Origin of the sequence: Pelatocladus sp. BLCC-F211, assembly GCF_041928655.1 — a bacterium.
Classification (GTDB): domain Bacteria; phylum Cyanobacteriota; class Cyanobacteriia; order Cyanobacteriales; family Nostocaceae; genus Pelatocladus.
Window position 1 is genome coordinate 1 of sequence record NZ_JBHFLM010000150.1, and the last position, 12784, is coordinate 12784.

The window sequence follows — 12784 nt, forward strand, 5'->3', positions numbered from 1 at the left end:
CCAATACGGAACTCATAATTCTTGTGTAAATAGACTTATATTATATTCTTTTACCACAGAAAATTACTATTTCGGAGATTTCTACTGTTTACATCGCACAGGCGAATAATGGGCAATGGGTTTCTACCCAAATTAATACTCAAGAAGGGGCTGGTTTCATTCAAACTGACTTGGAAACGATCCGGGTACAGAATGCTGATGTGGTGTTAGTGCCAAATCCCAAACCAGGTAAGCCTAAAGGTGCAGTGGCGATCGCTAATATTAACGGTATTGCCCAATTCTTAGAACAAAATCAGCGGATTAAGTTTGAGCTAACTGGTCAACCGAAAACAGGAGGCAAACTCGCGATTGCTGGAGAAACGCACCCTGCTACATTGCAACAGACAACTGTTAATATCCAAGCGCAAAATTTACTCGCAGCCGATCTCAGCCGATTAATTAATTTGCCCATTAACCTACAATCGGGTCGAGTCGATGGTGATATCAAAGTGCAATTACAACCTCAAGGGCAGCAACCAGCTGTTTTTGGGACGGCTAGCCTGAAAAATGTCACTGCTCGAATTGCCAACATTCCCCAACTCTTCACCAACACCCAAGGTAAGCTACAATTCCAAGGGCAGAAAATTGCCCTAGAAAACGTCAATACACGCTACGGCAAAATTCCCGTGCAGATTAGTGGGGCAGTAAATACTCAAACAGGTTACAACCTCTCAGGTCAGGTGAAAGCAGTTAGCGTTAATAATGTTTTAAACACGCTGAAGGTGGATTTCCCTGTTTCTACGACTGGAACCCTCACAGCAAATCTTCAAGTGCAAGGAGCAATTAGACAGCCAATCCTCACAGGAAAAGTTAGCACGATTAAAACTGCTCAAATTGACCGCGTTAAATTTAATAATATTAATAGTCGCTTTCGTTTGACGACAGCTGGATCTACACCTAAAATTACCTTTACTAATATTCAGGCAACCCCAACAGTAGGGGGAAAAATTACGGGTAGCGGTCAAATTCAGTTGGGAACTCAACCGCAAATCGCGTTTAATTTTCGAGCGCCGAATCTGCCAGGAAATGCGTTAGCTCAAACTTACAACATTTCCACCCCAATTCAAGTTGGCGATATCTTAGCAGTAGCCAAAATTTCTGGAACTCCTGGCAATATACGTACAGTCGCGCAAATTTCTGTACCTGAAGCTACTTATCCTGGTAAAGCAGAGGTGGTTGTCACGAATGCAGGTAATGTGCTGCTCCGCAATGCCGTGTTTAACGTGGCAGACGGTACTATCAAGGCTACAGGTCAAATCAACCAAAAACGACAGTTTCAAGCGGTGGTTGATGCCACTGGCATAGCACTCAATCAATTTTCACCTCAGTTGCGGGGGCGGTTGAGGGCTAATAACCTCCAGATATCAGGAGATTCATTCCAGCTTGCAGACATTCAAGCACAAGGACAAGTTCGCTTTTCTCAAGGATTAGCGATCGTCAAGCAACCGCTAACAGCTCAAGTTAGGTGGAATGGTCAGCAAATTATCGTTCAAAAAGCAACTGCACCAGGATTAACGGCTCAAGGTACTGTCGCTGTCCAATTACCAGAAAATGCAGCCCCTCAAATAGCCGGATTGAATTTGGACGTGCAGGCGCGAGGCTATAATCTACAAAATTTCGGCTTGAATTTGCCTGGAAATATAGCTTTGGCAGGGCAAGCTGACTTTACAGGACAAGTTACAGGTACTCCGACTGCATTGGGAGCAGTCGGAGATTTGAGGCTGAGAAATTTGAGTGTTAATAATTTAGCATTCGATTTAGTATTAGCTGGAAGACTGAATTATCAACCAGGAGAAAGGACTCAACTGGAAGTTGCTGGCCAGCAAGACCGAATTGCCTTTACCCTTAATGATAATAATCGCCCGATTTCATTTTTTGTCGAGCGTGACCAAGCAGTGGCAATTGGTAGAACCCAAGGAGAAAACTTAGTTGTCAATGTGAGTGACTTCCCTGTGGCGGTGTTGAGAAGTGTTATTCCAGGCAATCGCTTGCAGAATCTAGGCGCGATCGCTGGGGATATATCCGCCAACCTCGTTATCGACCTAGCAGAAAATCTCACTGAGTCAACCTTGGTGGGGGATGTAGCGATTTCTCAACCGCGAGTTAGGTCTTTTGCAGCAGATGTCTTGCAAGGACGTATCCGTTATGAAGATGGTGCTTTGACGTTGAGAGAAGGTGAATTGCGGCAAGGCGAGACCAGCATATCCTTGAGTGGCAACTTAGAGGGTGGAGGCGATCGCCAATTTCAATTCCAAATTAACTTCGATCGAGCCAAAATTGAAAACGTCTTGCCAACTCTGGGTATCTTCGACTTGCAAGATATTACTGGTGGTACACCACCAGTATTAACTGGTGCAGAAACACTACAAACTGTATCTGTTGGTTTACCAGAAAGCTCCTTATTAACACAACTGCGGCGATTCTCGGAAATCAAAGCCCTTTTAGAACAACAGCGTCAACAGCAGCAAGCGTCTCCCTTGCCTCCACTGGCAGCCTTAAACGGTACTATTAGCGGCAATATTGAAGTATCTGGCTCTTTGCAACCAGGAACCCAACCAGCATTTAATGTCAGCTTTAATCTTCTCGGTCAGGACTGGGTATGGGAGAACTTCACAACAATTGATGAAGTTGTCGCCCAAGGGACTTATAACAATGGTGTTTTAACTTTACTTCCCTTGCGGCTTGACTTGGGTGAGGGAGCGATCGCTTTTACCGGACAGTTGGCACAGGAAGAACTATCGGGACAGGTACGAGTTACAACACTGCCACTATCACTCATCAAACCTTTTCTACCGCCACAATTCCCCTTAGAGGTAGCAGGGAGATTAAATACACTTGTCACTGTTGCAGGCAGTTTAGAAAATCCTAGAGCGATCGGGGAAGTAGCGCTAGTAGAGGGGAGTGTAAACGAGCAACCTGTCGAGTCAGCCCAACTCAGCTTTAGCTACAACGATGCACGGTTGAATTTTGGTAGTACGGTACTGATAGCACAGAGGCAACCAGTAGAAATAACAGGTAGTATTCCCTTAGCGTTGCCGTTTGCTGCTGTTCAACCCCAGAGCGATCGCATTAGCCTACAAGCTAATGTGCAAGATGAAGGCTTGGCACTATTAAATTTATTCACTGATCGGGTGACTTGGGTTAAAGGTCAAGGGCAACTGAATGTTCAAGTACAGGGGACTCTAAATCAACCAGTGGTAATGGGGAAAGCGGTAGTTGAGAATGCTACTTTTAAGGCGCAAGCTTTACCCGAAGCGTTAACCAATGTGACAGGAACGGTACAGTTTAATGGCGATCGCATCATTGTCCCCAGCATCCAAGCGCAATACAATCGGGAATTGGTGACTGCTTCAGGCATCCTGCCGATTTTTGCCACTCCCCAAACCCAGCAGCAAGCAACCAATAATCCCCTGACTATATCGCTGAACGATTTGAATGTCGATTTAGCCGGACTGTATCAGGGAGGAGCCAGTGGCAACGTTGTGATTACAGGCACAGCCCTATCCCCGAATCTTGGTGGTACGATTCGACTGAGCAACGGAAAAATATTAGTTGGGGGAACCGAAGCGGCTGCTACTTCTAAACCAGCTAATACAACCACAGCCAATGCAACCCCATCAACTCAGTTGCCCATAGACTTGACAGATCTACGGCTAGTTCTAGGTGAAGACGTGCGGGTAACTCGTCAGCCCATCTTTAGCTTTGAGGCAGAGGGAGATTTAACTGTAAATGGCAATTTGGCAAATCCTCGCCCTCAAGGTGTGGTGCGTCTGGTGGGGGGACAAGTTAACTTATTCACAACTGTGTTCACTTTGGCGCGGAGCGAAGCACAAACGGCACGCTTCACACCAAAGGGAGGATTAGACCCGATCCTAGATGTCACTCTCGTAGCAACCGTACCGGAAGCAACAGGAGAGTTTAGCGTCCCAACCTCCCCTCTATCTAGCGAAATTAGAGATCCTTCTACAACTAGCTTTGCCACTTTTCGCACCGTGCGCGTAGAAGCATCGATCCAAGGAGCGGCTAGTGAATTAGCCGAAAATTTGGAATTGACGAGCGATCCGAATCGGAGTGAATCAGAAATCGTGGCTTTATTAGGAGGTTCCTTTGTCAACAACTTCGGTAGAGGAGATCCCACTCTCGGACTGGCGGCGATCGCTTCGTCTACCTTATTAAACAACTTACAGGGAAGCATTGCAAAAATCGGTGAGGCGATCGGTATCGATGAATTACGCCTATTCCCAACTATTGTGACTGACCCAACGGAGGACGTTTCAGTACTCGGCTTAACAGCAGAGGCAATTTTTGACATTACAGATGATTTTTCTATTTCCCTGTCGCGGGTGTTTGCTACTGACGAACCCTTCCGTTACAACTTACTCTACCGTCTGAACGATCAAACTTTGGTGCGCGGCTCTACTGATCTTTCTGGGGAGAGTCGGGTGTTAGTGGAGTATCAAACAAGATTTTAGTTACAACATAATGGCTGCACTACAAAGACCTGTGCGATCGCCTTAGCTATCGTATATTCATACCAACTTAAGTAAGTCGGCGTGAAAAAACCAAACTATGTAAAGATAAATAAATACGGACAATGTACCTACCGAGGTGACTAAGAGATGGGCGCTCGTTTAAGGGTATTTTTGACTCGCGATCAGGACAAAACTCTATTAAACCTAAGAACTGTGGATGCACCACAGAAAATCAAAGACCGAGCAGAGATAATCAGGTTAAGCGAGTAAGAAAAAGTCACAAAAGTAAGCAAGACCCAAAAACCAAAGAAATAAAGCAAGCAGACCTAGATATGTTGGAATTATCTGCTGCCACTGGAGAAATAGACCTGAAGTATTTGGATGAATCAGGTTTCTGTATGTGGAGCGAGCCAAGTTATACCTATTACCAACGAGGTGAGCAAAAACGCTTAGAGCAAACAAAGCGCCGTGGGCGTAGATTAAGTATTATTGGGCTTCTTCAACCGTTAATCAGCTTTGTTTACGGCTTAGTTATTGGCGGTGTTAATCGTAAATCTTATATCCAAATGATGGAGATTGAAGCCCAAGAGGCGGAAAAATTTGGACGTATAAGAGTAATAGTACAGGATAACGATCCAATCCACCGATGCCAGGAAGTTCAACAGTTATGGTCAAAGTGGGAAAGTCAGGGTTTATACATCTTTTTTCTGCCTAAATATTGTTCTGAGATGAACCCAATTGAATTAGAGTGGCAGCATCTTAAAAAAGATGAGCTATCGGGACAAATGTTTGACGACGAATTAGACCTTGCTTATGCCGTAATCAATGGGGTTAAAGCGAGGGGATAAAGAGGAAAACATAGTACGGAACGTATTAAATTTAACTCTTATTCTTCAGTTTAACTTTTCGTTACATAGTTATAAATTTCCCCGCCGACTTACTTAACATAATCAAATCTATTTTCAACTTTGTTATATTTGGTCAGTTTGCAAACATCAAAGTTGCTAATTATCAAACTGAATCTCAACCAAAAAATAGCGGTTCTTCAGTAGCTGTTATGCTAAACTATTAGTTATGGTATCCAGTTAAACACTAAAAAATGTATCTTTTTTTTTGCCAAAACTCTTAGAGGTATTGACATCTAAATAGTATTTATTATTAGCTGTAAATACAAACAGATTATTTTATGTAAATTTACAGTTATGGCTAGCAAAAGAGATATTAAAATTTTAACAGAGCTTCTGGATTTAGACGATATAAAAGTTATCTCACATCGCCTTCATCCTGGGATTGGAATGATTTTACAAACCGAATCAAAACAATCATATAGTACTTGCCCCAGGTGTGGTACAAAAAGCCATAAATTACATCAAAATCATCGACATATTGTTAAAGACTTACCCTTGGGAGAGAAACCAGTATTTTTAGAAATTAATAGACGACAATTCAAATGTGAAATATGTAAAAAACCATTTAGTGAAGACCTAGATTTTGTTAGCAAAAAAAGAACTTATACAAAACGACTTGCACAGCAGATAATACAAGAGGTTTTAGACTCGGATATTCATAGTGTAGCGTCGAAAGGTATAGTGACGACAGAAGAAATAGAAAGGATGTTAAAAGACGCATCCGAAAAATTACCCAATTTAAAACCTTTGAATCTAAAAAGACTTGGACTTGATGAAATAGCTTTGATTAAAGGTCATGGTAATTACTGTGCGGTATTAATAGATTTAGATACATCTAAACTAATTGCTTTGTTAAACGGACGCACACAAGAAGTAATAAAGGAAACCCTGATAGAATGGGGAACCGAGGTGTTAGAACAAATAGAAGAAGTCAGTATAGATTTGTGGCAGGGCTATAAAAATTTAGTACTAGAATTAATGCCGAATGCTCAAGTAGTAGCAGATAGATTTCATGTAATGACACAGAAGTTGTAGAACTAGATACACAAAGGAAAAAAGAAAAACGAAATGTAGAAGCGTTAATCAAGAAAGAAAATTTAGCAGCAGAGAAAGCTAAGTATGAACTAATATTAGAGGGATTTAAGAATAGTAAATATCCCTTGCTTAAGGCCTTTCCAAGTAATAAAATGTCCCGCCCTCGCGTTGCGCCTGGGGGCGCAACGCCCACCAGTCCTTGGGTTGAGCCGAAATATATTTGATAGGGCGGGACATTTTATTTTCTGGAGATCCCTAAGAATGAAGAGAATTTAAATGAGCAGCAATTGAATAAACTCATTCAAGTGAAAAATGTCTCGACTATTCTGAAAGTAATGCATGAACTAAAAGAAAAAATTAGAGCGATTTTTAATAAGACTAATGATTGGTACACGGGAGTCTTTAAACTAGGTATGTGGCTATCGAGAGCTAAAAAATATTTCCCAAATAGCAACAATACTATTATTCGTTGGTTTGATGAAATTATTGCTTACTTTGATAATGGGACAACTAGTGGTGCTGTCGAAGGTATCAATAACAAACTCAAGCTAATTAAACGCTCGGCTTATGGATTTAGAAACTTTGAAAACTTCCGAATTAGATGCTTGTTAAATTGGCACTTTAATTGTTAGTTTAGCATAACAAGTACTAAAGAGCCAAATTCTCAAAGCTATTTTGAGCAAAACAGTTTTTTTACCTGTAAAATGAGTCATGAGCTAACACTTAAACAAAATTAGCTGATAATAAAATCTGATAAAGATTAATATCCCTTTCAACTAAGCAGGCATGACCGCTATGAGGTAGAGTTATTATTTGAGAATTAAGGAAAATACTACTTAAGCGGTGTGTCTCTGCTTCTGAAGGTAAAAGTCGGTCATTTTTACCAGCAATAAGTAAGACAGGTTGAGTAATCTTAGATAATTTTTTCTCGTCAATATCAAATTCTCTCATCAGAGATAGACGCTGATTAGCAGTTTCTTTAGGTGCAGAACTAATTGATTTGAAAAGAGCTTGGTTAGCATTAGGTGAAATTCGATTTAAATTAGCTAGAAGAGGTAAAGATATTAACGAAGAGATTTTATAAAACAATTGGGGCGTATAGGGAAATAAAAGTGAACCTAAATTTAACCAAGGTACTCGGTGAAATGAAGAGGCAGAATTAATTAAAATAATTTTGGTAAATAGTTCAGGGAATTTTTCTAAAACTTTTAGTGCCAAGCATCCACCGAATGATTCACCACAGAGATAAACAGGCGATGTCTCACGACAAGCCACTTCTCTACGAGACGCTACGCGCTGTACGTGTTTACGCGGTAATTTTTCTAGTTCTATTTGAGTTAAAGTTGCCACTTCTTCTGTCATTTCATCCCAGCTAGTTAGATCGTCAGGGGGAATGACAAAACAACGGACATCAAAAGCAGCCTCTAGACCTGCTGTTTGAATATACATTAGTTCCTTTCCAGTCTCATCCATTCCTGGTAAAAATACAAAAAGTGGATAAGTAGGGTTAGATGACTCAGTAGTTAAAAAATAAGGATGATTGCAAATTTTAGCTTGCATGACTAAATTAAACTAGACAACAAGGGTGATAATTTTGGTAAATCATTAACTAATTAGAATTACGATTCAACTAACTTAGAAGCAGGATTGTCTATTTTTTCATCTTCTAGCATCTTTGCATCATCGCTAGCTGGTTGCAAATAGTTCTGATTAGTTTGACCTATTAAACGTAAATTGAGTAGATTGGCGACCCAACTAGCCGTCAATCCTTGGAAAAAAACTGTCATCATGATTGTCAAAAATACTAAGGCTTTAATCGAATCACCGCCATTGATACCCCCTTTTGTAAGTGAAACTGCAAACAGAGAAGCTAAAGAAGCGGCTACAATTCCCCGGGGAGCAACCCAAGATAAAAATAACTGCTGCTGCCAATTAAAACCTAGATTCCAGGTAGATATCAAAATGTCAATGGGACGTACTACCAACATCAACACTAGAACTGTCAGAACACTACCCCAACCCAAAGCGAAAACACTTGCAATTGATAAATCTGCTGCTAATAGGATAAACAAAACCGAATTAGCTAAAATGCTCAACTGTTCATTAAACCAACGCACTAAAGGCTCTGAAGGCAAGTTACTAGCTCTTAAAACGATCCCCATAATTACAGCCACCACCAAACCCGACTCACTACGTAACACCTGTGCCAAACTAAATAAACCCCAGAGACTAGCTAAAACAACTAGATTTTTTAACTCTTGGGATAAGAATTGATCCTGTTTGAGAAGTTGAGATAGCAACCAACCTCCGCCTACACCAATAACTACACCTATACCCAAACGCAAAATCAAACCCTTAATTAAAATAAGCGGCTGCACATTTCCACTCAAGACAAAGTGAAGCACGATCACAGCTAGAATTGCACCGATAGGATCGATAAAAACCCCTTCTCCTTCCAAAAGTGTTGATACTTGTTTATCTACACCGATTTGTTTGAGGAGGGGATTAATAACTGTTGGGCCTGTCACAACTACCAGAGAGGCATAAAGAAAAGCAATTGGCCAAGGAAATTCGCTTAACCAGTGTGCAGCTATTCCAGCACCCACAAAGGTAATTAGCACTCCCACAGTAACGAGATTACGAAGACTGCTAGAAACTTCTTTTAACTCTCCTAGCTGGAGATTTAAACCACCCTCGAATAAAATTAGCGCTACCGAGAGCGAAACTACAACTTCTAAACCAACGCCTAATAAAGATGGCTCTAAAAAATCAAAACTATCTCGTCCTAGAAGAATCCCAAATAGAAGTAGCAAGACAATGCTAGGAATCTGAAAAAAACCAGCTAAAACTTGAGCTGCGATCCCAGCTATAACTGTTACACTTATCAAAATAGTAATAGGCAAAGATTCTTCCATAAATAACTTAAGTCGTACTGTACAACCTCCTATAATCAAACTTTAGAAAGATATAAATTGTACATTTACCTGATGACTGATGACTGTCAACTTTAAACGCAGAGTCAGCCTTACCTAAATCGACAAGATTGCTCTATAGTTGGAGTTTGTTCGAGTTGCACCATTATCAAAACAGCTGGCACATCGCCTACTGTTCCAGATAAGTGACCCTTATGACCTTGCGTGTCCGCTTTCGTACCCTGGTCTTCTCCAAATGAAATTTCACCAGGCCCCATCTCAACTCGCTGTCCATCCATAGTCTCAACAAACCAGCGTCCTGACAAAGGGATGACCCACTGAGGTTTTGGGTTTTCATGCCAGTTGCCAACCCATCCCACGGGTAGCACAGTAAAGGTGATTGTGACACCAGACTGCTGTAATTTAGAAAGCCACTGAGGCGAGGTATCTGGGGCTATACCTTTTTGGATGAAGTCCTCAATTTGACAACGGGACTGGTGACTTATACCGTCGTGGTCAGTCCAGACGTGCCAGTAGTCAATAGTTGGTTTATGTGATGAGTTATTCTGCATAAAAATGGCTCTTTTTAATTGTGGAAAATCTGATCTCAAATGTCGAAATGTATTGGGAAGCGATCGCTATTATTGGATAATCCCTGGTTGTACTGGTCTAACTCTGACTTTACCTGTACAAGCGTTAATTGTTTCTGGCAGGGTGAAGTGATGATAAGCGTTTGGAGGGGTGATTAAAATTTTTACAGAAGTTGGACAGGTCTGACCAACATCTCTAATATGGTTGTAAGCAATCTCGAATGAGGCTTGCTCATTGGGAGCTAGAGTTATATTTGCTGGAGATTGCTGTTGTGGGATTGGAGAACGAATGACTTTCACCCCCTTAAGAGGCTGATTTTGTGAGTTTAGCAAGACAAATCCCGGATAACCATAGAGGTTACAGGGTGATGAACTTTTATTAGTAAAAGCGTAAATAATAAAGACACTTCCCGCACCAGCATTGGTAGATACCTTACTTACTGATAATTGTTCAGTTTGGCAACGTTGAGGGTTAGCAGCCGAGTTAGTTTCAGGACTATAACTTTCTCTAGTCTTTGGCTTTGGTTGTTGTTTAGTGGCTAAGGAGTAATTTGTACAGCCAGTTATTAGTGCTGCACAAGTTAAGAATATACTACCACCATAAACTTTGGTAAAAAATTTGATTTTGTATTTCAAAACTACATCACTTCCTTAATTTTTTTACTAAGCAGCCACCAATTTACTGGGTAACTAGTGAGAAAGCCACATACCATACCAATTTGCATCATGAACCAAAAAACGGGATTGTTTGGGCGTAATGTCTCTGGTGAAAAAAGAATAAATAGTGCGATCGCCATCCAACCATACATTCCAATTTGCCATGCGGTTAATGAAAGAGTATCTGCTTTGACGGCAGCTTTTAAACCCTCACCCATAGAAAGTTCTCGCATCGGTTTGATGGTGAAATATTGAAAAGCAATTCCTAAAACAAACGCAACAATATAATCTAATACCCAAGTCCCAATTACATGACTACCAAAGATCACAATTGGCACGAAAAAAACAAACCATTCAGCAATGATATCTCCTAAAGTGCAACCACTACCGCAATGAGTTGCTCCCACAGCCACACTTTGCCAAAATGGTTTTTTCTTATTTGGAGGTTCTTCGTCTCTTTCTTTCGCTCTTTGAACTCTTTGCTTGGTACTTAATCGACCTACTTTATAATAAGCATAAAGCCCCAATGGCCCTGACCATAAAGCTGTCACTGGCCAAACTACCTGCATAATCCACATATTTTGAGGATTCTTAGTAAAAATATCTATAGCAATTATCAAAGCGCAAATGCCTGCTATTACTAAGGAAATGATGGCAATATCATACAGCCATTGAGGCATTTTATAACTCTCCTATCACTCAAGTAATATTAATTACCTATTAGAGTGAAATACTATAGATAAAGCATCTCACTAAAGTTTGATAGCTGAAATTAATTTTCAGGTGGTTTAGAGACAAATAATGAATAATTAGGTTTGTTTATTTCTCCAATTCGATTTAGAGGCCAAAACCGTAAAATTGCTTTACCAATAATTTTATTACGAGGTACAAATCCCCAATAGTGACTGTCATAGCTATTATTGCGATTATCCCCAAGAACTAAGTAAGAACCTGCCGGAACTATCACTGGTCCCCAGTGATAATCGGGTTTAGCTTCCAGGTAATTTTCTTGTAATGGTTTATCGTTTATATATACCTTGCCATTCTTTACTGCTACTTTTTCCCCAGGTAAAGCAATTACATGTTTAATAAAAGCGTCGTTAAAGTTTTCTGCTGTTAATGTTTGAGTGGGATTAAAAACAATAATATCGCCTCTTTTGGGAGAGCTAAAATCATAGCTAATTTTATCTATGATTAATTTATCATTTGTTTGCAGTGTAGGCTCCATTGAACCAGAAGGAATATAACGGGCTTCGGCAACAAAGGTACGAATTACTAATGCTAAAACTAAACTCAAACTGATGGTTTTTAGTCCTTCAAACCAAAAATTATTTTTCCAACCATAATTTTCTGCTTTGTCTTTTTCAAGATTACCCATAATTTTTCATAACTGTAACAAAATCTAGATATTTTTGGATGCTAAATCTTATCCATGTTGTACTCTGGAGTTTTGAATTATTGTTTTGTGTTATGACGTTTAATTAAGAATTAGCTGGCTTTTTACTATTTTTATTCACAAATAAATTTCCAGCAGCATCATTCTGATAAACACAGTAAATATCCGGTGAATTCTCCAGTTTACCTGTGAAGGCAAAAGTATTTAAACTTTGCTTACATTCATTCATTTTTGCAGATGTCACCAGATTTTTTTGTTGAAGAACTGCCCAATCATTTTGACGCAAGACACATCCAGGCTGCATCTTTGGTTGTGTGACATAAACTTTAAAAGGATTAAGAGTCACAAAAATATGAGCATCTGTAACTATGGCACTAGCTCCATACTGTACACAAATATCTGCATTAGGTGCAACAGTATCAATATAGCTGCTGCTAGCAACATTCTCTGGGTTGGAATTAGCAACGCTGCTAATGCTAACACCAATAACAATACCTATCATGATAGCAGCCCCAATAATTGCTGCTATTAGTGTATTAAAGCGAAAATTAAATGTAGTTTTATCGGCAGATGATTGAGGTTTTTTGAACATAATTAAGTTCTTTGTCTTTGATTAAATGATGAACTTCAAGATTTTATCGGTTTTAAGCATAAATAAAGCAAATGTATATGTATAAATTTTGCCAATATTTTAGGATTTAAGTTTATAAATTTAGCTTAATACCCTATATTTTTAAGTTAAAGCTCTCATGTGACAAACTTATGTCAAAGTATT

8 protein-coding genes and 3 pseudogenes are annotated in these 12784 nt (G+C 39.9%); 4 read left to right on the top strand and 7 right to left on the bottom strand.

From position 1 onward, the window contains the following. The first annotated feature begins 170 nt into the window (after positions 1–170). The 4 genes and pseudogenes from ACE1AT_RS18805 to ACE1AT_RS18820 all read left to right on the top strand — a co-directional run. On the top strand, positions 171–4511 hold the full coding sequence (locus ACE1AT_RS18805; RefSeq protein WP_374871024.1) for a translocation/assembly module TamB domain-containing protein: 4341 nt from the start codon (positions 171–173) through the stop codon (positions 4509–4511). Positions 4512–4771: 260 nt separating this feature from the next. Beyond that, a pseudogene (locus tag ACE1AT_RS18810) lies at positions 4772–5359 on the top strand (IS630 family transposase); the annotation flags it as partial. Between the two features lie 354 nt (positions 5360–5713). Further along, on the top strand, positions 5714–6454 hold the full coding sequence (locus ACE1AT_RS18815; protein WP_374871026.1) for an ISL3 family transposase: 741 nt from the start codon (positions 5714–5716) through the stop codon (positions 6452–6454). 245 nt (positions 6455–6699) lie between these two features. Continuing rightward, positions 6700–7086 (top strand): annotated as a pseudogene (locus ACE1AT_RS18820) (transposase); the annotation flags it as partial. Between the two features lie 91 nt (positions 7087–7177). Here the strand turns inward: ACE1AT_RS18820 and ACE1AT_RS18825 are convergent. From ACE1AT_RS18825 to ACE1AT_RS18855, 7 genes and pseudogenes are all read right to left on the bottom strand, one after another. Further along, entirely contained in the window at positions 7178–8014 is an 837-nt protein-coding gene (locus ACE1AT_RS18825) for an alpha/beta fold hydrolase (RefSeq protein ID WP_374871028.1), read from the bottom strand. Between the two features lie 170 nt (positions 8015–8184). After that, a pseudogene (locus ACE1AT_RS18830) lies at positions 8185–9369 on the bottom strand (cation:proton antiporter); the annotation flags it as partial. Positions 9370–9479: 110 nt separating this feature from the next. Then, positions 9480–9938, bottom strand: coding sequence for a cupin domain-containing protein (locus ACE1AT_RS18835; protein WP_374871030.1), 459 nt, complete (start codon positions 9936–9938; stop codon positions 9480–9482). 69 nt (positions 9939–10007) lie between these two features. Then, positions 10008–10592: a DUF4232 domain-containing protein gene (locus ACE1AT_RS18840; RefSeq protein ID WP_374871032.1), complete on the bottom strand. Its 585-nt coding sequence runs from the start codon at positions 10590–10592 to the stop codon at positions 10008–10010. Positions 10593–10594: 2 nt separating this feature from the next. Then, on the bottom strand, positions 10595–11293 hold the full coding sequence (locus ACE1AT_RS18845; RefSeq protein WP_374871034.1) for a DUF4396 domain-containing protein: 699 nt from the start codon (positions 11291–11293) through the stop codon (positions 10595–10597). A 92-nt stretch (positions 11294–11385) separates the two neighbouring features. Beyond that, positions 11386–11991: a signal peptidase I gene (lepB, locus tag ACE1AT_RS18850; RefSeq protein WP_374871036.1), complete on the bottom strand. Its 606-nt coding sequence runs from the start codon at positions 11989–11991 to the stop codon at positions 11386–11388. Between the two features lie 103 nt (positions 11992–12094). Beyond that, positions 12095–12601: a DUF3172 domain-containing protein gene (locus ACE1AT_RS18855; RefSeq protein ID WP_374871038.1), complete on the bottom strand. Its 507-nt coding sequence runs from the start codon at positions 12599–12601 to the stop codon at positions 12095–12097. Positions 12602–12784 lie beyond the last annotated feature (183 nt).

Coding starts and splice junctions, on each gene's coding strand:
- ACE1AT_RS18815 (WP_374871026.1), top strand. CDS start 5,714: ATGGCTAGCAAAAGAGATATTAAAATTTTAACAGAGCTTCTGGATTTA.
- ACE1AT_RS18825 (WP_374871028.1), bottom strand. CDS start 8,014: ATGCAAGCTAAAATTTGCAATCATCCTTATTTTTTAACTACTGAGTCA.
- ACE1AT_RS18835 (WP_374871030.1), bottom strand. CDS start 9,938: ATGCAGAATAACTCATCACATAAACCAACTATTGACTACTGGCACGTC.
- ACE1AT_RS18845 (WP_374871034.1), bottom strand. CDS start 11,293: ATGCCTCAATGGCTGTATGATATTGCCATCATTTCCTTAGTAATAGCA.
- lepB (WP_374871036.1), bottom strand. CDS start 11,991: ATGGGTAATCTTGAAAAAGACAAAGCAGAAAATTATGGTTGGAAAAAT.
- ACE1AT_RS18855 (WP_374871038.1), bottom strand. CDS start 12,601: ATGTTCAAAAAACCTCAATCATCTGCCGATAAAACTACATTTAATTTT.